Source organism: Arthrobacter sp. StoSoilB5, from assembly GCF_019977235.1.
In the GTDB taxonomy this organism is placed as follows: Bacteria; Actinomycetota; Actinomycetes; order Actinomycetales; family Micrococcaceae; genus Arthrobacter.
In genome coordinates, this window is record NZ_AP024646.1 from 3,260,146 (window position 1) to 3,280,149 (window position 20,004).

At 62.0% G+C, this 20,004-nt stretch carries 16 protein-coding genes; 4 read left to right on the forward strand and 12 right to left on the reverse strand.

Annotated features, from left to right (window positions below; genetic code table 11):
• Positions 1-2: 2 nt before the first annotated feature.
• The 5 genes from alaS to LDN75_RS14695 form a co-directional block, all read right to left on the reverse strand.
• The gene (gene alaS, locus LDN75_RS14675) at positions 3-2,681 is read right to left on the reverse strand and encodes an alanine--tRNA ligase (RefSeq protein ID WP_223933016.1); all 2,679 of its coding nucleotides are present in this window, start codon (positions 2,679-2,681) and stop codon (positions 3-5) included.
• A 115-nt stretch (positions 2,682-2,796) separates the two neighbouring features.
• On the reverse strand, positions 2,797-3,039 hold the full coding sequence (locus LDN75_RS14680; protein ID WP_223933017.1) for a DUF6167 family protein: 243 nt from the start codon (positions 3,037-3,039) through the stop codon (positions 2,797-2,799).
• Positions 3,040-3,061: 22 nt separating this feature from the next.
• Positions 3,062-3,436: a DUF948 domain-containing protein gene (locus tag LDN75_RS14685; RefSeq protein ID WP_223933018.1), complete on the reverse strand. Its 375-nt coding sequence runs from the start codon at positions 3,434-3,436 to the stop codon at positions 3,062-3,064.
• A 200-nt stretch (positions 3,437-3,636) separates the two neighbouring features.
• Positions 3,637-4,257 carry a 30S ribosomal protein S4 gene (rpsD, locus tag LDN75_RS14690; protein ID WP_011774968.1) on the reverse strand — a complete coding sequence of 207 codons (621 nt, stop codon included), beginning with the start codon at positions 4,255-4,257 and terminating at the stop codon, positions 3,637-3,639.
• A gap of 167 nt (positions 4,258-4,424) precedes the next feature.
• Positions 4,425-5,921, reverse strand: a complete 1,497-nt coding sequence (locus LDN75_RS14695; protein ID WP_223933019.1) for a replication-associated recombination protein A — start codon at positions 5,919-5,921, stop codon at positions 4,425-4,427.
• Between the two features lie 40 nt (positions 5,922-5,961).
• Here LDN75_RS14695 and LDN75_RS14700 point away from each other — a divergent pair, with 40 nt between their 5' ends.
• Entirely contained in the window at positions 5,962-6,642 is a 681-nt protein-coding gene (locus tag LDN75_RS14700) for an acVLRF1 family peptidyl-tRNA hydrolase (RefSeq protein ID WP_223933020.1), read from the forward strand.
• A 10-nt stretch (positions 6,643-6,652) separates the two neighbouring features.
• On the opposite strand, the gene LDN75_RS14705 is transcribed toward LDN75_RS14700, so the two are convergent.
• The 3 genes from LDN75_RS14705 to hisS all read right to left on the reverse strand — a co-directional run bounded on the left by LDN75_RS14705 (position 6,653) and on the right by hisS (position 10,742).
• Positions 6,653-7,444 carry a GNAT family N-acetyltransferase gene (locus LDN75_RS14705; RefSeq protein WP_223933021.1) on the reverse strand — a complete coding sequence of 264 codons (792 nt, stop codon included), beginning with the start codon at positions 7,442-7,444 and terminating at the stop codon, positions 6,653-6,655.
• Positions 7,445-7,514: 70 nt separating this feature from the next.
• Positions 7,515-9,296 carry an aspartate--tRNA ligase gene (gene aspS, locus LDN75_RS14710; RefSeq protein ID WP_223933022.1) on the reverse strand — a complete coding sequence of 594 codons (1,782 nt, stop codon included), beginning with the start codon at positions 9,294-9,296 and terminating at the stop codon, positions 7,515-7,517.
• A gap of 96 nt (positions 9,297-9,392) precedes the next feature.
• Complete coding sequence (gene hisS / locus LDN75_RS14715) at positions 9,393-10,742, reverse strand: histidine--tRNA ligase (RefSeq protein WP_223933023.1); 1,350 nt, start codon at positions 10,740-10,742, stop codon at positions 9,393-9,395.
• A gap of 207 nt (positions 10,743-10,949) precedes the next feature.
• Here hisS and LDN75_RS14720 point away from each other — a divergent pair, with 207 nt between their 5' ends.
• From LDN75_RS14720 to LDN75_RS14730, 3 genes are all read left to right on the forward strand, one after another.
• Positions 10,950-11,744, forward strand: a complete 795-nt coding sequence (locus LDN75_RS14720; protein WP_223933024.1) for a peptidylprolyl isomerase — start codon at positions 10,950-10,952, stop codon at positions 11,742-11,744.
• A 66-nt stretch (positions 11,745-11,810) separates the two neighbouring features.
• Positions 11,811-13,364 carry a DUF349 domain-containing protein gene (locus LDN75_RS14725; RefSeq protein ID WP_223933025.1) on the forward strand — a complete coding sequence of 518 codons (1,554 nt, stop codon included), beginning with the start codon at positions 11,811-11,813 and terminating at the stop codon, positions 13,362-13,364.
• Between the two features lie 113 nt (positions 13,365-13,477).
• Entirely contained in the window at positions 13,478-14,080 is a 603-nt protein-coding gene (locus LDN75_RS14730) for a hypothetical protein (RefSeq protein ID WP_223933026.1), read from the forward strand.
• Here the strand turns inward: LDN75_RS14730 and LDN75_RS14735 are convergent.
• The 4 genes from LDN75_RS14735 to yajC form a co-directional block, all read right to left on the reverse strand.
• On the reverse strand, positions 14,077-16,470 hold the full coding sequence (locus LDN75_RS14735) for a bifunctional (p)ppGpp synthetase/guanosine-3',5'-bis(diphosphate) 3'-pyrophosphohydrolase (protein WP_223937590.1): 2,394 nt from the start codon (positions 16,468-16,470) through the stop codon (positions 14,077-14,079). The two genes, LDN75_RS14730 and LDN75_RS14735, sit on opposite strands and share 4 nt — an antisense overlap.
• 161 nt (positions 16,471-16,631) lie before the next feature.
• The gene (gene secF, locus LDN75_RS14740; protein WP_223933027.1) at positions 16,632-17,621 is read right to left on the reverse strand and encodes a protein translocase subunit SecF; all 990 of its coding nucleotides are present in this window, start codon (positions 17,619-17,621) and stop codon (positions 16,632-16,634) included.
• Positions 17,621-19,372 (reverse strand): protein translocase subunit SecD, encoded by a 1,752-nt coding sequence (secD, locus tag LDN75_RS14745; RefSeq protein WP_223933028.1) that lies wholly within the window; start codon positions 19,370-19,372, stop codon positions 17,621-17,623. The genes secF and secD overlap by 1 nt, the downstream gene beginning before the upstream one ends.
• A gap of 114 nt (positions 19,373-19,486) precedes the next feature.
• Positions 19,487-19,870 (reverse strand): preprotein translocase subunit YajC, encoded by a 384-nt coding sequence (gene yajC, locus LDN75_RS14750; RefSeq protein ID WP_223937591.1) that lies wholly within the window; start codon positions 19,868-19,870, stop codon positions 19,487-19,489.
• Positions 19,871-20,004: the final 134 nt, after the last annotated feature.

Consider the following 20,004-nt stretch of genomic DNA (forward strand, 5'->3'; position numbering starts at 1 on the left):
GGTTAACGCTTGGCTATCGCATCCACCACCGCTGCGAGGGCCTCAGAGACCTTCCCAGCGTCGGTGCCCCCGCCCTGGGCGACATCGTCCTTGCCACCACCGCCACCACCGAGGATGCCTGCGGCAAGGCGGACCAACGCTCCGGCCTTCACCCCTGCTTCACGGGCAGCCTCATTAGTGGCAATCAGAATGACAGGCCGATCATTGCTGACACCTGCAACGGCCACCGTAGCGGCTTCGGAGCCAAGACGGTTGCGGAGGTCGAGGGCGAGGTTCCGGAGATCGTCTGCTCCACCCACCTGGCCGGCGTCGTGGGCTACAACCCGCACACCGGCAGCGTCCTTGGCGGTACCCACCAAGTTGGCTGCTGCTGCAGCCAGCTGCTCCTTGCGGAGGCGGTCGAGTTCCTTCTCTGTCGCCTTGAGCTTGTTCAACGTGCTGGAGATGCGGTCGGCCAGTTGACCGGAAGGAACCTTCAGCAGTTCGGTGAGCTCGGTGACCAGGGCGCGTTCGGCGGCAAGGTGGCGGAAGGCATCCAAGCCCACGAAGGCTTCAACGCGGCGGTTTCCCGAGCCGACGGACTGCTCACCCAACAGGGAAAGGCTGCCGATAAGGGAGGTATTGGAAACGTGCGTGCCACCACAAAGTTCGCGGGACCACGCGCCGTCGATCTCTACGACGCGAACTTCGCTGCCGTAGTTCTCGCCGAACAGGGCCATTGCGCCCAGCGCCTTGGCTTCGGCCAATCCCATGACCTTGGTGTCTACCCGGTAGTTGTTCCGGATGGCGATGTTGGAAACCTCTTCAATTTCCGATCGCGTGGCAGGGCTCAAGCCCTCACCCCAGGCGAAGTCGAAGCGGAGGTAGCCGGCTTTGTTGTAGGAACCACGCTGGGTAGCTTCCGGGCCAAGGATCTGGTGCAGCGCGGCATGCACAATGTGCGTACCAGTGTGCGCCTGCTCAGCTGCGTGGCGCCGTTCACGGTCGACGGCGGCGCGCACCAACGCATCGGTAGCGATCTCGCCTTCCCGGACGATCGCCTTATGAACGCTCAGTCCCTTGATGGGGCGCTGGACGTCCAAAACCTCGACGACGAATCCGTCACCAGTGATCAGGCCGGTATCGGCCGACTGGCCACCAGCTTCTGCGTAGAACGGCGTCTCGTTCAGGACCACTTCGATTTCGTCGCCTGTAGAGGCGTGTGCCACCCGCTGGCCGCCGCTGACGATGCCGCGGACCTTGGACTCGCCCTCAAGCTCGTCATAACCGGTGAACGTGGTCTCGCCCTGGCCCAGCATCTCCTGGTAGGCGGTGAGGTCGGCGTGGCCGCCCTTCTTGCCCTTGGCGTCTGCCTGTGCGCGCTGACGCTGTTCAAGCATGAGCGAGCGGAAGCCGGCTTCGTCCACTTTGAGGCCGGCTTCTTCAGCCATTTCCAAGGTGAGGTCAATGGGGAAGCCGTAGGTGTCGTGCAACGCGAAGGCGTCGGCGCCGGACAAGGGAACACCGGCAGCCTTCGATTCGGCTACTGCGTCCTCCAGGCGTGCCGTACCGGAAGCAATAGTGCGCAGGAACGCCTTTTCCTCGGCGTAGGCGATACGGCTGATGCGGGCGAAGTCCGTCTCTACTACCGGGTAGACACCCTTCATCGCGTCACGGGATGCAGGAAGAAGGTCCGGCAGGCAGGCCTTCTCAACGCCGAGCAGGCGCATCGCACGGACGGCCCGGCGGATCAGCCGGCGCAGGACATAGCCACGGCCTTCATTCGAAGGCGCTACGCCGTCAGCAATGAGCATCAGGGCCGAGCGGATGTGGTCAGCAACAACGCGCATGCGGACGTCGTCAGTGTGGTGGGGGTCATCTGCTGACTCGGCAGAGGTGTATTCACGGCCGGACAGCTCGGCCGCCTTGTCAATGACAGGACGGACCTGGTCTGTCTCATACATGTTCTCAACGCCCTGGAGGATCATCGCGAGACGTTCCATGCCCAGGCCAGTGTCAATGTTCTTGTTTGGCAGTTCGCCCACGATGTCGAAGTCCACCTTGGAACGCACGTTCTCGATCTGGTACTGCATGAACACAAGGTTCCAGATTTCGATGTAGCGCGTTTCGTCGGCGATGGGGCCGCCTTCAATGCCGTACTGGGGACCGCGGTCGTAATAGATCTCCGAGCAGGGGCCTGCGGGGCCCGGCTGGCCCGTGTGCCAGTAATTGTCCGACTTGCCCATGCGCTGGATGCGTTCTGCTGGAATACCTGTGTTCTTGAGCCACAGTTCCTTGGCTTCGTCGTCTTCCTCGTAGACCGTCACCCACAGGCGTTCGGCAGGAAGCCCGTAGCCACCGTCGTCAACGCTCTTGGTGAGCAGTTCGAAAGCGAACTTGATGGCATCTTCCTTGAAGTAGTCTCCGAAGGAGAAGTTGCCGCACATCTGGAAGAACGTGCCGTGCCGTGCCGTCTTGCCGACTTCCTCGATGTCGCCGGTGCGGATGCACTTCTGGACGCTCGTGGCGCGTGTGTAGGGAGGCTCTTCGCGGGCCGTCAAGTAAGGAATGAACGGCACCATGCCGGCCACAGTGAAGAGAAGTGACGGGTCGCTGGAAACGAGCGACGCGGAGGGAACGGCGGTGTGGCCCTTGCTGACAAAAAAGTCCACCCAGCGTTTGGTGATCTCCTGCGACTTCATTAGCTGATTACTTACCCTTCTCAATTCACTGCACACGTTGTGCGCGGCACCGGCTGTTGCCGTTCCGCAGCTTTCCATTCTGCCTTGTTGTGGGCTCTGGGGCGAACCGTGTTCGCTAACGCCGGGCGGCGTTGGTGTTGATATCCGCGCTGTTAATGCCCAGCGCGGCCCTCAAGTCCTCTTCGCGTTCATGCATGCCTGAGCGCACTGCATCTGCGAAATCGAACAAGCCGTCAGCCAGGCGCCCAACCGCACGGTTCAAGCCATCCGGGCCGATGTTGGCCTTGGCTTCGGTGACCTTGCGGAAGGCGATAACGCCAATGGCCACCCCAACGCCCATCCAAACGATTCTTTTCATGTATTCCTGGTCTCCAATTGGTTCAGCGGCTGCGGCGGCCGGTGGACGGGGCGCGACGGCCGGCGAAGGCCGAACGGACACCATAGCTGAAGGCTGCAACCTTGATCAGCGGTGAACCAACGGTCGCCGCCACCAGCGAGGACAGCGCCGAAATGTTCGCCGATGCGTCGGAGACGTTGGAGGCGATGCCATCCACTTTTTTCAGTTGCTGGTTGGTAGTGGAAACCGTCGCCGTTACTTCGTCCATGAGGGGCGTGGCCCCGTCGCTGATGGATCGGATGGTTGTGCGCACTTCGTCAAAGACGCCGCCGAGCTTCAAGATGGGCACGGCCAACAGCAGGACCAGGAGTGCAAACACTCCCGCTGCGATCAGGCCGGCGATGTCGCCACCAGACATAGAATTCATCTCCTAGATTGTTGCGCTGCCCGGCACGGGCCGATATCCGGCTTCGGCCAAGGCCTCCCCCAGTACCTTATCCATAAAGGCCAGTACCTTATCCATAAAGGCCGGTACCTTCCCTACATTGGACCGGCACCCTACATACAAAGGAAGCCCGCGGCGTGTGCCACGGGCTTCCTTGTATGCGCTGCTTGAATTTAGCGAGCGTAGAATTCGACGACGAGCTGCTCTTCGCAGATCACGGGGACCTCGGAGCGCTTCGGGCGGCGAACCAGGCGGGCCTGGAGGGCATCGATCTTGACGTCCAGGTATGCCGGCACGTTGTTCAGGACGTGGGCACCAGCAGCTGCCACCTGGAACGGGGGCATGACCTCGGAGCGGCTGTGAACGTGGATGAGCTGGCCTTCGCCAACGCGGAAGGACGGGCGGTCCACGCGGATGCCGTCAACCATGATGTGGCGGTGCACAACCAGCTGGCGGGCCTGTGCGATGGTGCGGGCGAAGCCTGCACGGAGCACGAGGGCGTCCAGACGCATTTCGAGCAGCTCAACCAGGTTTTCACCGGTGAGGCCCTTGGTGCGGCGTGCTTCTTCGAAGGCACGGGTCATCTGTGCTTCGCGGATGCCGTACTGGGCGCGCAGACGCTGCTTTTCGCGCAGACGTACGGCGTAGTCGGAGTCCTGCTTCTTGCGGGCACGGCCATGCTCGCCGGGGCCGTACGGGCGGCGCTCCATGTACTTGGCGGCCTTGGGGGTCAGAGCAATGCCGAGTGCACGCGACAGACGTGCGGTACGGCGAGCACGAGTGTTGTTAGCCACTTGTGTCCTTCCAATTACTGCGGTGTGTCAGTGTTACTGGCCTCCATCAGGGAGAGCATCGGCCAACCGCTGCCTCTTGCTACTAGCCAAGGCGCACAGCACCATTGAGGAAATTTTCAAGGGGAGTGTGCGTCGGGCCATGCCAGACAAGCAACTATCCTACCACGCTACTGTCCCCGGATGATCTTGCGGAGCCGTTCCAGCCTGGCGGCTATATCCCGTTCGGCGCCGTTGTTGGTTGGCTCGTAGTAGTCCTTCCCCACCAGGTCATCCGGCGGGTACTGCTGTGTTGCCACCCCATGTGGTTCGTCATGCGCGTACTTGTAGCTCTTGCCATGTCCCAATTGTTTGGCACCCGGATAGTGGGCGTCGCGCAGATGCATGGGGATGCCGCCGCCGAAACCCGCGCGGACATCGGCAATGGCCTTGTTCAGGCCCATGTATGCCGCGTTCGACTTCGGTGCGGTGGCAAGGTGGACCACAGCTTCAGCCAGGACAATCCGGCCTTCGGGCATCCCGATCAACTGAACGGCCTGGGCCGCAGCCACAGCTGTTTGCAACGCCGTGGGATCCGCCATGCCGATGTCTTCTGCAGCGGAGATGACAATGCGTCGCGCCACGAACCTCGGGTCCTCCCCCGCCTCCAGCATCCGGGCCAGATAGTGAAGGGAAGCATCAACGTCAGAGCCCCTGATGGACTTGATGAACGCACTGGCGACGTCGTAGTGCTGGTCGCCGGCCCGGTCGTAACGGACGGCAGCGGCGTCAAGGGCACGCTCGGTGTGCCTGAGTTCCACGAGCACGGGAGCGTCCGGGGCGCCGTCGCCGGCGAGTCCGGGCTCGCCGTCGTCGGTGACGTTGCTCCCGGAGGTGTCGCCTTCCTCTTCGACGGCGTTCGATACGGCGTTGCTGTCTCCGAAAGCGACGCCGGCCGCAGCTTCCAGGGCAGTCAGCGCCCTGCGGGCGTCACCTCCGGATAGCCGAACCAAATGATCCAACGCCTCCGGACTGAGTTCCACCCTCCCGGCAAGGCCGCGGGCGTCGGCAACGGCCCGCTGCAACAACCCGGCGATGTCGTCGTCCGTCAGGGGCTTCAGCGTCAACAGGAGGGAGCGGGAAAGTAGCGGTGACACCACCGAGAACGACGGGTTCTCGGTGGTTGCAGCCACCAGGACCACCCACCGGTTTTCAACGCCAGGCAGCAGCGCATCCTGCTGTGCCTTGTTGAAACGATGGATTTCGTCAAGGAAAAGGACGGTGGTCTTCTTATAGAGGTCCCGAGCGGTCAAAGCCTCGTCCATCACGCGGCGGACATCCTTCACACCGGCGGTGATGGCAGACAATTCCACGAATTTCCGCCCCGGTCCGCGGGCAATGACGTGCGCCAAAGTGGTTTTTCCGGTCCCCGGAGGCCCCCAAAGAATGACGGAGCTCGGCCCGGCAGGCCCCGCGGCTTCTGCACCAGCGGCAAGTTGCCGGAGCGGGGAACCGTGACCCAGCAGATGCTGTTGGCCCACCACGTCATCCAAGGTCCGGGGCCGCATCCGCACCGCAAGGGGGCTGCGTTGGGACGCCATCCACCCGGCGTCGGAGACTCCCCCGGCGGCAGGCAAATCCTCCGACTCGTCGTCGTTGTCTGCACCGGCACCAAAGAGATCTTCCACATGGATAGGCTACTCATAGTTCCAGCAAAGGAGACATCGAGTGGACCGCCGCGCATCCGCCGCCCAGCATCAACAGCCGAAGGCCGCAAGCCGCACCGCCTTTGTCCCGGCATCACGGCTGTCCGGTTGGGTGGATCGCTTTGCGATGAGCCACGGTCCACTCGCTGAAGCGACCGGCGACGCCGGAATCCTCCTCCGGGCAAGTGACGGAGCTTCTGCGCTGCTGAAGGCCCCCTGGCCGGTCGATGGACGGCCAGGCCGCGGCACCACCGACATCGAGCGGCTTGCCTCACTCGCCAGCCAAGAACGTGGCCTGGGCATCGTGCTGGTACGCCGGGGCGGTTTCGCCGTTGCGGTTGCAAGCGGCAGCAACGTCCTCGAATCCAAAAGCGGAAACCGCTATGTTCAGTCCAGAACGTCGGCCGGCGGCCAATCCCAACAACGGTATGCCCGGCGACGCTCCAACCAGGCGGACGCCTTGGTGGACTCCGCGGCCGAACACGCAGCGCGAATCTTCGCCGGCCACCGCGTTGAGTACATCGTTCCCGGCGGAGACAGGGCCTTGGTGGACATGGTCCTGGCGCAACCCTCCATGCGGACTCTGGCCAACCAAACCCAACTTGCCTTCCTCGACGTGCAGGAACCCAAGACTGCCGCGCTTGCAAAGGCTGCTTCGGATGCATGTTCCATCCGGATCCTGGTCACTGATCCAGCACCGTAACTGCTGCGGCTCAGCAGCCTCCAGGCGCCCGCCTCAAAGGTGCCTGCCGATACAGATAACTCCCGCGTTCAACGAACCCAGCCCGCGAATACAAAGCCTGCGCACCGTGGTTGGACGCAGTGACCAACAGCCAAAAACCCTGGAGATTTCGGGCCGCTCCCTGGTCCAGTAGTGCTGCCAGCACCATCGTCCCGTATCCCCGTCTGCGGTGGCTGGCCGAGGTCGCCATACAGTAGAGACCTCCCCAGCCGCCCACCAGGGCGAGGCGTCCGACGGCGGCGGGGACACCGTCGTCGTCCCTCACCAACGCGTACAACGACTCGCATCCGGTAAGAATGGTGCGTGCTACGTCCAGTTCCGCGTCGCCACCGCGCCCGTCCACTGACCACCACAAGCGAAGCCATTCCTCCGTGGGTGTTTCCGAGAATTCGACGCCGCTGGAGCCGGCACCCAACGCTTCCACGCCCCGGACCATGATCAGCGTTTCGGACTGCCTGGTGAAGCGTTGCTGGTCCAGAACGGCGTTGAGGCCGGCACTTGGGACATTATCGAATATTTGGAAAATGAGCGGGAGGCGCCGCTGCCTGTACCAATCCGAAGCCGCTCTAACCGACCGCGCTATGTCTGCGGTTTCCTCCAGGTCTGGAGTTCCGTCCGTGCCAGGCACGTTCCTCGGCCACACTGAGTTTGCCCTCTGCGTCACTCCCCCGGACGCGCGGAGCACCCACTCCCCTGCGTCTTCACGCTCCATTGCTGGCCACGCAGTATCCATGAGGGTTTCCAGGAACACTTGGTCCAACACCCTGCGGCACCTTTCATCTGCGGGAACACCAAGGGCTCCCCACTGCGGTGGGGAGCCCTGGGCTATTGCCTTATTCGGACTTGGTTTCCGGCTTGGTTTCCGGCTTGAAGTCGACGCCGGCTTCCTTTCGCTGCTGTGCCGTGATGGGTGCAGGAGCGGCGGTCAGCGGGTCAAAGCCATTGCCGGTCTTCGGGAAGGCGATGACGTCGCGGATCGACTCGACACCGGCGAGCAAAGCCACCACACGGTCCCATCCAAGCGCGATGCCGCCGTGCGGTGGGGCGCCGTACTTGAAGCCCTCCAACAGGAAGCCGAACTTGGTCTGGGCGTCTTCCTTGTCCAGGCCCATGAGCTGGAAGACACGTTCCTGGACTTCGCGCTCGTGGATACGGATGGAACCGCCGCCGATTTCGTTGCCATTGCATACGATGTCGTAGGCGTAAGAGAGCGCCGACTCGGGATCCTTGTCAAAGGTGTCAAGGAACTCCGGCTTGGGAGAGGTGAAGGCGTGGTGCACGGCGGTCCACTGGCCAGCCCCCACAGCAACGTCACCAGAGGCAACTGCCGCGGCAGCGGGCTCGAACATCGGTGCGTCCACGATCCATACGAACGCCCAGTCCTTGGGATCGATCAGGCCCGTGCGGTGGCCAATCTCGACACGTGCTGCGCCAAGGAGTGCCCGTGATGCGGACTTCTCGCCAGCAGCGAAGAAAATGCAGTCACCCGGCTTGGCGCCGACGGCGTCGGCCAGGCCGGCCCGCTCTTCGTCGGTGAGGTTCTTGGCCACGGGGCCAGCGAGTTCGCCATCTTCCTTATAAAGAACGTAGGCCAGCCCCTTGGCGCCACGCTGCTTGGCCCATTCCTGCCAGGCGTCCAGGGCACGACGCGCCTGCGAAGCGCCTCCGGGCATGACGACGGCGCCAACGTACGGTGCCTTGAAGACGCCGAAGTTGGTGTCCTTGAAGAACTCCGTCAACTCGGTCAGCTCCAGGCCGAAGCGAAGGTCCGGCTTGTCGGAACCGTACTTTGCCATGGCGTCCAGGTACGTCATGCGGCGAATCGGTGTGGGGACCTCGACGTCGATCAGTTGCCACAGGGCTTTCACGATTGCTTCGCCGAGCTCAATGACATCGTCCTGGTCAACGAAGCTCGCCTCGATGTCCAGCTGGGTGAACTCCGGCTGACGGTCTGCGCGGAAGTCTTCGTCACGGTAGCAGCGGGCGATCTGGTAGTACTTTTCGAATCCGCCCACCTGCAGCAGCTGCTTGAAAAGCTGCGGCGACTGCGGCAGCGCGTACCAAGAACCCGGGGCAAGCCGGGCGGGGACGACGAAGTCGCGGGCGCCTTCCGGCGTCGAACGCGTCAACGTGGGTGTCTCGATCTCGACGTAGCCGCGCTGGTGCAGCAATTCGCGGGCGATACGGTTTGCCTCGGAACGGAGGCGCAGGTTGCGGGCCGGGCCGGGCCGGCGCAGGTCAAGGTAGCGATGCTTGAGGCGCGCTTCTTCTCCAACTTCGACGTGCTCATCGATCTGGAAAGGCAGCGGGTCCGAGGTGTTGAGGATGATGACTTTGTCCGCCATGACCTCGATCTCGCCCGTGGCCAACGCAGGATTCTCATTGCCTTCAGGACGCTTGTTGACGGTGCCCGTCACCTGCAGGACGTATTCGTTCCGCAGGCCGTGGAAGACCTCTTCCTCACGGACAACCACCTGGGCGACACCGGAAGCGTCACGAAGGTCAACGAATGCAACGCCACCGTGATCACGGCGGCGGCCCACCCAGCCAGCCAGGGTAACGGTTTGTCCAATGTGCTCGGAGCGAAGTGATCCGAGGTCATGTGTGCGCAGCACAGCATTCCTTTCAACATGAATTTTCAAGGGATCATTGCAAAGACGATCCCGTCCGAGTTTACCTGCACCCGCCGCGGCTCCCGCCACGGGCCTCTATCAGGCGGTAGTTACCCGAACATGCAGGTCCTCCTCCGACGGTGACCAGCTGGCGGGGTCTGCATCCACCTGTTCGCCGGAGCGGATGTCCTTGACCTGGTGTTTGCCGTCGTCGTCGGTGAACCACACAAACGGGATTCCCCGACGATCCGCGAACTTGATCTGCTTGCCGAACTTTTCAGCCTTGGCAGCCACTTCGGTAGCGATACCGCGACCGCGGAGCTGGGCGGCCACGTCCTGCGCCGCCGACCAACTGTCGTCGTTGTTCAAGGCGACCAGGACCGCCGTCGGAACCGAACGCGAGGCAGTTGCCAGTTCCTGGCTGAGGATGCGCGAAACCAGGCGCGTGACGCCGATGGAAAGCCCGACGCCGGGGAACTTCCGGTTTCCCTTGCTGGCCAGGGCGTCGTAACGACCGCCCGAGCAGATGGAGCCAAGTTGTTCGTGGCCTACCAGGACAGTTTCGACGACGGTTCCCGTGTAGTAGTCCAGTCCGCGGGCGATGCTGAGGTCGGCGACCACTTTGCCGGGTGCGCGCTGGACGGCAGCCTCAATGACCTGCTGGAGCTCACTCAGTCCTTCCTCAAGGAGGTCATCGGACACCCCCAGTGACCGTACCTGGTCCACGAACGAGGTGTCCTCCGTACGGATGCTGGCAAGCTTGAGCGCAAGGGCAGCCTGCTCATCCGATGCGCCGAGCTCGCTCTTGAGCAGTTCGGCGACTTTTTCTGCACCAATCTTTTCCAGCTTGTCGATGCTGCGCAGGACTCCTGCCGTGTCCGTCAAGCCAATTCCGCGGTAGAAGCCTTCAGCCAACTTGCGGTTGTTGATCCGGAGACGGAAGTCCGGGATCGGGAGGGCGCTCAGCGCCTCGGCGATAACCAGCGCGATTTCAACGTCATAGCGGAACGGCAATTCGCCATCGCCCACAACATCTATATCTGCCTGGGTGAATTCGCGCGCACGGCCTTCCTGCGGGCGCTCCCCACGCCAGACCTTCTGGATCTGGTAGCGGCGGAACGGGAAAGCGAGATAGCCGGCATTTTCAACGACGTAGCGCGCAAAGGGAACAGTGAGGTCGAAGTGCAAGGCCAAAGCGTGGGGATCGGCCTTGTCCGACTTTGTTGCAGCTTCGCCTTCCTCGTCCTGCAGCCTGCTCAGCCCGTAGACCTCTTTGTCGATTTCGCCTTTGCGCAGCAACTGGCCGACCGTTTCAACAGCACGCGTTTCAATGGACGAGAACCCATGCAGTTCGAACGTCTTCCGGAGCGTGTCCAGCACATGGAGCTCCACCAACCGCTCCTGGGGAAGCCACTCGGGGAATCCGGACAGGGAGGCGGTACGTGCCATGGTGGATAAATCTCCTCGAAGAAAGCTGACTCAGGAATCAGCACCGCAGCTTTAAAGGCCGTTTCGGCGATTATGGGGCGGGCGTCCAGCCGGTCATGCATAAACTATGTGCGGCAGCCAGTTTATGCTTTCCGCGCGTGCACATCTAATGCAGCATGCGCGGCCCCTGCGGGCAACCGGCGAATGTGGACACAATCAGGAGGACTCTTGGCAACAAGGTCGCGGGATGACCGCGAAGCGAGACGACGCATCCGGCAGATGGAAGCCAAGCGTGCCCTGCGGCAGGAACAGGGCAAGCGGCGCAAACGCGACAACACTATTGCCATCGGCGCGGGCGCTGCTGCCGTGATTCTCGCAGTCGTGCTGCAATTGACAGTTTTCAGTTCCAACCCCACCGAGGCAGAGTTCGCCGCCGCCGAAGCTGGGTTGAGGTCCCCCTCGGCCTCACCGTCGGCGTCAAACAGCGCAGACATTCCCAGCCCGGACACCGCAGCCGGTAAAACCTTCACAGGCGAGCTCGCCTTGAACAGCGGTGTTATAGGCGTTGAACTGAACGGAACTGCTGCGCCCCAGGCAGCGGCCGTCATCAAATCCCTCACCGACTCCAGCTATTACAACGGGGCCTTCTGCCACCGCCTGACCACCGCCGAGACGTTCGGCCTTCTGCAGTGCGGCGCCAAGTCCGAAGACGGCGCAGACGATCCCAACTACCGTTGGGGCCCGCTTGAGAACACGCCCTCCGACAACACCTACCCGGCTGGAACAATCGCCGTTGCCCGTTCCGGAAACAACGCCTACGGCAATGGTCACCAGTTCTTCATTGTCTATAGGGACACCACCATTCCCGCGGACACGGCCGGCGGTTACACCGTGGTCGGCAAGGTAACAAGTGGTTTGGACGTAGTCACGAAGATCGCTGCAGCAGGCCTGAAACCGGGTGAAAATGCAACCGACGGCGCCCCTGTGGCACCTGTCACGATAGACTCGTTTTCTCTGAAGTAACCAGCCTTTGGCCCCGGTACGGGGTGCACTACCTTAGCAGTCCCTCCAAGCGAAAGACTTTTAGCGGTGACAGACAGTCAGAAATCCGACGAAACAGCAGTAGTGGCCAACCAAGACGCAGTCGAGGCAAACAGCCCCAATGGGACTGAGGCAGCACTTGCGGCTGATCCAACACCCGCCGCTGCAGCCGACGAAACACCGGCAGCAACCGAAACACCGGCAGTAACCGAAGCCCCAGCGGCTGAAGAAACACCCGCAGAAGCCAAGCCTGGCGGATCGCGCCCCACGCCTTCCCCCGCTGCCTTTGCGGCCCGCCCCAAGGCCCCTGCCGCCGTCGTTCCAGCTGCACCCGCGGTATCTGCAGCATCGCTCGCAGAGGCAGCCAAGTGGGGTCGCGCTGAAGGCGACGGTCACGTTTTCCTCACGTTGGATGGCGAAGAGATTGCCGTTGGCCAATACCCGGGTGTTAGCCCTGACGAAGCCTTGGGCTACTTCGCCCGGAAGTTCGACGACATCATCGCCCAGGTAGTCCTGCTGGAACACCGCGTGGAATCCAAGGCGCCGGCAACGGACATGCAGAAGACCGTGACCCACCTCCGCGAGCAGCTCGCAGAGCGCAACATGGTGGGCGATATCCGTTCGGCTGAAGCACGTCTGGACACGTTGTCTGCGCAGATTACCGAGCTGGAAAAGTCCGAGAAAGCAGCCCATGAGGCGGTCCGCGCCAGCGAGCTCGCCGCCCGCGAAGCCATTGTGGCGGAGGCAGAGGCCATTGCTGGCCAGGATCCTGCCCAGATCCAGTGGAAGACGTCCAGTGCGCGTATGAACGAGCTCTTCGAGACGTGGAAGGCTGCGCAGAAGAGCGGAGTCCGACTGGGCCGGAGCAACGAAGACGCACTGTGGAAGCGCTTCCGCTCGGCGCGCACTGTGTTCGATCGCCACCGCCGCGCTTACTTCTCGCAGCTGGACAGCAACAATTCTGCGGCCAAGGTCGCCAAGGAAGCATTGATCGCGGAAGCTGAAGCACTTTCCTCTTCCACTGACTGGGGTTACGCGGCCGGCGAATACCGCAGGCTCATGGATCAGTGGAAGGCCACCCCGCGGGCCAGTCGCAAAGATGACGACGCCCTCTGGGGCCGTTTCCGTGCCGCCCAGGATGTCTTCTTCAGCAACCGGCAGGCTGCAAACGAGCAGATTGACCAGGAGTACACGGCCAACCTCGCAGTCAAGGAGCAGCTGGTAGCCGAGGCCCAGGCGCTGCTGCCGATCAACGATCTCAACGCCACGAAGAAGGCCTTGCAGTCCATCCGCGACCGTTGGGAAGATGCCGGTAAGGTCCCCAGGGCGGACATGGGCCGCATCGAGGCCGGTCTGCGCAAGGTGGAGGACGCAGTCCGAGAGGCCGAGGAAGAAAAGTGGCGCCGGAGCAACCCGGAGACCAAGGCCCGCACCAACAGTGCCTTGTCGCAACTTGAGTCCGCTATCGCCGGGCTCAAGGAGGACCTGGAGAAAGCCGAAAAGGCCGGTGACCAGCGCCGTATCAAGGCTGCGCGTGAGGCTCTTGAAGCACGTGAGGCATGGCTGGACCAGATCCAGCGCTCGGCGAGCGACCTCGCCTAACCCAACCTGGGGCTCGTTCTGAGCCCACACTTCCCCGCAGGCCCTGTACCGGTTATCCACATACCCGGTGCGGGGCCTGTACTGTTGTGGCCCAGGCACGCAATGATCAACGAATGGTCCCACCCGTCACAGCCCCGCACCTGCAGGAACCCGTTCTTCCCGAGCTCTTCGCACCCAGCCGCCTCTTCACGTGGCCCGAATTGCAGTGCATGGCGCTGGATGGCATCCTGCTTCCCTTGTACGGAAAGAGTTACGCGGCGCCTGGTGTTGCAGTCACGCCACGCCTCCGCGCCCGTGCAGCCTCCTTGGCGGTCCCGGACCGGATGCGGACCAAAGTGGTCGCAGGAAGGCTTACGGCAGCTTGGATCTACGGCTGCGCCAAGCCTCCGGAGCGGTTATCGCTCCTGGTCGACGCCAAGCATCGCATCTCCAGCGTGCGTGGCGCCCGGGGGTGCAATCTCCATGAGGTCCGCCTGGGCCAACTGGATGTTGTGAGCCTTGGCGGCATGCTGGTGAGCAGCCCGTTGCGAACAGCAGCGGACATCGCCCTGCATGTTGAGTCGGATCAAGCCCTGCCGGCGCTGCGTCGACTTCTCGATCACCAGGATCTCGGCATCAGGCTCCGCTTGCTCACGCTTGCTGTGGAGGCGGCACCGCGGGTTCCCCACAAGAAGCGTGCCCTCGCTACGCTTGCGAGGCTCGTTTCCCCGAACTAGCTCCTGCGCCTGTTACCCGTGGTGCGGTAGACATCGAAAACCCCGTCGATGCGCCGCACGGCACTGAGGACATGGTGCAGATACTTTGGGTCACCCATTTCGAAGGCAAACTTGGAGATCGCCACCCTGTCGCTTGAGGTGTGCACCGAGGCCGCAAGGATGTTGACATGGTTTTCTGACAAGACACGCGTGACGTCGGACAAGAGTGACTTCCTGTCCAACGCTTCCACCTGGATTTCCACCAGGAAGACGCTGGACTGCGTTGGTGCCCACTCAACCTCGACGATCCTGTCCGGTTGGTCACGCAACCCGGCCACGTTGGTGCAATCGGTCCTATGGACAGAGACGCCGGAACCGCGGGTGACAAACCCCAGGATGGGGTCCGGGGGCACGGGGGTGCAGCACCGGGCCAGTTTGACCCAAACATCTCCCACACCGCGAACAATGACGCCGGAATCGGAAAACTTGGACTTGGCAACCTGCGTAGGGATGCTGACCTCGTCAAGGTCCTCATCCGGGGTCTCGTGCCCACCAAGGTGCTCTACGAGCTTCTCCATGACGGACTGGGCAGACGTGTGGCCGTCGCCCACGCCGGCATAAAGACCAGAAATGTCAACGTAGTGGAAGTCCTCCGCGACCGCAGACAGCGCGTCATGATTCATGAGTCGTTGCAGTGGGAGGTTTTGCTTGCGCATCGCCCGCGTCAGCATGTCCTTGCCGCGGTCAATCGCTTCCTCACGGCGTTCCTTGGTGAACCACTGGCGGATCTTGTTCCGGGCCCTTGCCGATTTGACGAAGTGTTGCCAGTCCTGGCTTGGACCCGCACCCTCGGCCTTGGACGTGAAGATCTCCACCCAGTCGCCGTGGTTGAGTTCGCTGTTGAGCGGCACGAGTTTGCCGTTGACCCGGGCACCGATAGTCCGGTGACCCACTTCCGTGTGGACCGCGTACGCAAAGTCCACCGGCGTCGATCCAGCGGGCAAGGCCATGACTTCGCCCTTGGGCGTGAAGACAAAGACTTCACGTGCGTTGATTTCGTACCGCAGGGAATCAAGAAATTCGCCCGGGTCCGAAGTTTCCTGTTGCCAGTCCACCAAGGAGCGCAGCCAACCCATATCGCCGTCGCGTGGGCTGCCAGGGCCCACCGCAGTTCGGTTGGGCTGATCCTTGTACTTCCAGTGGGCCGCGACGCCATACTCGGCCCGGCGGTGCATCTCATGCGTGCGGATCTGGATTTCAACGGGCTTTCCACCCGGGCCGATCACCGTAGTGTGCAGGGACTGGTACATGTTGAACTTCGGCATGGCGATGTAATCTTTGAACCGCCCGGGAAGCGGATTCCAACGCGAGTGCAAGGTACCCAGTGCCGCGTAACAGTCGCGCACGGAATCAACCAGGACGCGAACGCCCATGAGGTCGTTGATATCGTCAAAGTCCTTATCGCGGACGATCATCTTCTGGTAGATCGAGTAGTAGTGCTTGGGCCGGCCGGTGATGGTCGCCTTGATGCGTGCCGTCCGAAGGTCATCTGCAATCTGGTTGCGGATGACGCTTAGGCTCTTCTCGCGTTCGGGGGTGCGGTCCCCCACCATGCGGACGATTTCCTCGTACACCTTGGGGTAGAGCGCCGCGAAAGACAGATCCTCCAACTCCCACTTAATGGTGTTCATACCCAGGCGATGTGCCAGGGGTGCGAAGATCTCCAGCGTTTCGCGGGCCTTGCGGGACGACGATTCCGCCGACACGAACCGCCAAGTACGGGCATTGTGGAGCCGGTCGGCAAGCTTGATCATCAGGACCCGGATGTCCTTGGCCATGGCCACGACCATCTTCCGGACCGTCTCCGATTGGGCTGCCTCGCCGAAGCTGACCTTGTCCAGCTTGGTCACGCCATCCACGAGCATCGCCACTTCCGGGCCGAAGTCGCGGGTGAGGTCATTGAGCGTGTAAGGGGTGTCCTCCACGGTGTCATGGAGCAACGCGGCGGCCAGGGTGGTTCCTGTCATACCGAGTTCAGCAAGGATGGTGGCTACCGCCACGGGGTGGGTGATGTACGGATCACCGCTCTTGCGCTTCTGGCCCTGGTGGCTGCGCTCTGCCACCGCGAAAGCGCGCTGAATCAGTTCGAAGTCTTCTTTGGGGTTGTTGGCCCGCACGGTTCGCAGGAGCGGTTCCAGAATGGGCGAGTACGGCGCCACCCCTCGTCCGGTCAGTCGCGCCAGCCGGGAACGCGTACGCTCCCGCCGCCCCGGAAAGGTTGGACGCACGCCGGGAGTATCGACCGGAACCGCACCAGCGGTCCGTCCAGCCACGCTTGTTGCCGGAACCGTCACACCGCTGTGACTGTCCTCCCCGCCCGCCGGTGGTGCCGACGTCGCACGTTCTTCCACAGAAGTACCCCTCACGACCGATTTAATTCTTCCAGTCTATTCCCGCAACTGAATGCTTCCGCAACCGGACAGCACATGACGGCGACCCCAGCAAGTCAAAGAGCCGGACCCCTGGTCATGCGGGGTCCGGCTCCTGGACGTAACGCCCTATAGGAAATCGCCTAAACAGTGGCCTCGGCTCTGCGGTGGGCGACTTTCCTGGCCTGCTTCACGAGGTCCGGCTCGCTCTGGCGCAGCCACGCGTAGAGCGGTGCCGCGATGAAGATGGTAGCTGCCGTTCCGATGAGGATTCCGACGAACAACGCGAGGGAAAGGTCCCGGAGGGTACCCGCGCCCAACAGTCCGGCCCCGATGAAGAGGATCGCAGCAACCGGAAGGACTGCAACCATCATGGTGTTGATGGAACGGACCAGGGTTTGGTTGACCGCAAGGTTGACCTCTTCACCAAAAGTCCGGCGCGTGGAGGTGGAAATATCTGCCGTGTTCTCGCGGATCTTGTCGAAGACCACCACGGTGTCGTACAGCGAGTAGCTGAGGACAGTAAGGAATCCGATGATCGCCGACGGCGTCACTTCGAAATCGCTCAGGGCGTAGACGCCCGCCGTGGTGAACATGGTGACAAGCATGCCAACCAGGGCAGATAGCGACATCTTCCAGGTCCTGAAATACAACGCCATGAGGACGGCAGCGAGGCCGACGAACACGGCGAGCCCAATAAGTGCCTGGCGCGTGACATCCTGGCCCCACGTGGGACCCACAAAGTTTGACGTCACTTCGTTCTCCGTCACACCGTAAGCGGTGGTCAGGCCCTCTTTGATGCGGTTGGTCTCGTCATCGGTCAGCTGATCCGTCTGAATCCGCATGGTGTTGCCTGCCACGTTCGCAACGCGTGGAATGGCGCCGGATACGACGTCGTGGACAGCCTTTTCGCCCAGGCCTGCGTCAGTGGTCTTCACGTTGGAAACAGTGAACTCCGAGCCGCCCCGGAACTCGATGCCGAGGTTGAAGCCGCCCTTCAACACCGGGATCAGGATGGAGAGGGCCACAGCGACAGCAGCAATGATGAACCAGATCTTCTTGGAATCAACAAAATTGTAGGAGCGCTTGCCGGTGTATAGCTCGTTGCCGAAGGTTGCGAAGCTCGTGGTCATTACTTCTCCTCCTTGGTGCCGTTGGAAGGACCAGTCAACTGGCCCTTCTCGGCAAGGCGCCGTTCGGCGATAGTCATGCGGCGTTCTGCTTCAGCTGCGGCACCGGCATTGCGTGCACGGACAACGGCCGGCTTCTCGGTGGGCGTACGAAGACGTCCTGCTCCCCGATACAGCGGCACAGCACCCAGACGATCAGGCGACAAACCGGAGAACCGGTGGCCTTCGCCAAAGAACCTCGTGCGGGCAAGGACCTGCAGCATCGGGTGCGTGAACATGAATACCACGATGAGGTCGGCAACAGCCGTGAGGCCAAGGGTGAACGCGAAGCCGCGCACATTGCCTACAGCCACGAAATAAAGGACCAAGGCTGCCAGCAAATTGACTGCTTTGGAGGCCAGTACGGTCCGCTTGGCACGCTTCCAGCCGTTCTCGACGGCGGACACGAGTCCGCGGCCCTCACGAAGTTCATCGCGGATTCGTTCGAAGTACACAATGAACGAGTCGGCCGTCTGTCCGATGGCAACGATCAGGCCAGCAACACCGGCAAGGGAAAGACGATAGTTTTCAGTCCAACCGAGAATCGCGATGGCAAGGTAGGTCAAACCACCGGCGACCACCAGGGAAGCGATGGTGACAAAGCCGAGGGCACGGTACTGGAAGAGCGAGTACACCACCACGAGCAAGAGGCCGATGAGGCCAGCCAACAGGCCGAGACGAAGCTGGTCGCCACCGAGCGTGGCCGAGATCTGCTCCTGGGACTGGATCTCGAAGGAGATCGGCAAAGCGCCATAGCGGAGTTGGTCGGACAGGGCCTTCGCTGAGGCTTGGGTGAAGTTACCCGTGATCTGCGGTTTTCCGTCAGTAATGACCGCAAGGGACCTCGGTGCCGAGATGACCTTGTCATCGAGGACAATGGCGAATTGTGCCTTGGGGTCGTTGCCACCCTGGGCAAGTGACGCTGTGTAGAACTGGTTGAGCCGCTCCGTGACTTCCTTGAACTTGGCAGTTGCCTCGGCGTTGAACGTGATGTTCACGCCCCAGGAGTTGGTCACGGATCCCTGCGCCCCTTGGACCTGGGAGAACGAGGAAGAACTGATGTCCTGGCCTTTGACCTCAACCGGCCCAAGAATGTACTTGATGGCGGGAGTCTTGTCAGTAGCGGCCTCGCACGTCACCAAAGGCTTCGCGGGATCAGAACGTTCCCGCTTCTCAGTGGAAGGGTTGACGCAGTCCAGCGCTTCGAATTCCTTATAAAGCTCCGGAGTCACCCAGTTGGTGTCACTCGCGTTGGTGGGATCCGCGGTGGGCTTAGGCAGTTGGTCATCCGGCGTGCGGGATTCGACTGGGATGGCTGCGGGGTCAGCCGCAGCGATCACCGGGCGGAAGTTCATGTCCGCCGACGCCTGGATGAGGTCGCGTGTTTCCTTGGATGGAGTTCCAGGGAGGCTCACCACCACGTTCCGCCCCGACTGGGTGCTGATCTCGGCTTCGGCAACACCGGAGCCGTCCACACGCTGGCGGATGATGGCAACTGCCTGGTTGAGCTGTTCCTCACTGATCTCGCTGGAACCCTCTACCCGGGGTGCCAGGATCATCTGCGTTCCGCCTTCGAGGTCCAAGGCAAGCTTGGGAGCCCAGCTGGCATGGCCGGAAATGACTCCGCCACCCAGAACAGCGGTGAGTACAACGAATATTGCTCCAAGCCAAGTCAGCACCCTGCGGGCTGAGTTTTTGGGGCCGGTCCGTGCCATTATCGATCTTCCTGTTATCGCCGGACAGCCGCCGGCGGACACTGGTAAGCGTCTGCCGGCGGCTTTCCGCTGCCGTAGAAGTGTTCTTGCGCGGTGTTGCCGCGACTGACGGTGCTAGTTGTCCTTCTTGTCCTCTTTATTGAGGCGCGCGATGGTTTCTTCCGGCGTCTCGGTCGCAGAGGGAGTTTCACCGTCAGCAACGGTCAGCGAAGAAGCGTCATCCGGCACAACCGGGGCTTCCTCTTCGGCCTTTTCGACGACCTTGGTGACCGCCTGGCGGTGAACCGTAGCTTGGTTCCCGGGAGACAGCTCGATAACGACCTTGTTCTCAGCTTCATCAATGGACACGATGCGCCCGAAGAGACCGAAGCTGGTCATGACATCGACGCCCGGAGCGAACTTGGACTGCATCTCAGCCTGCTGCTGCTGGGTCTTCTTGTTGCGGCGGAACATCATGAAGACAAAGAGTCCAAGCATGACGAACAGCAATATGGTCATTGGATCCACAGGGAAGTTCCGTTCTGTACTTACGTTTTGGTTCACGGCAACGTCCCCGGCAGATCCTGCGGTCACGGGAGTAAACCCCCGCACGGCAACTCGCTTCACAGCGAAGCGGGCGCATGGATCAAGGA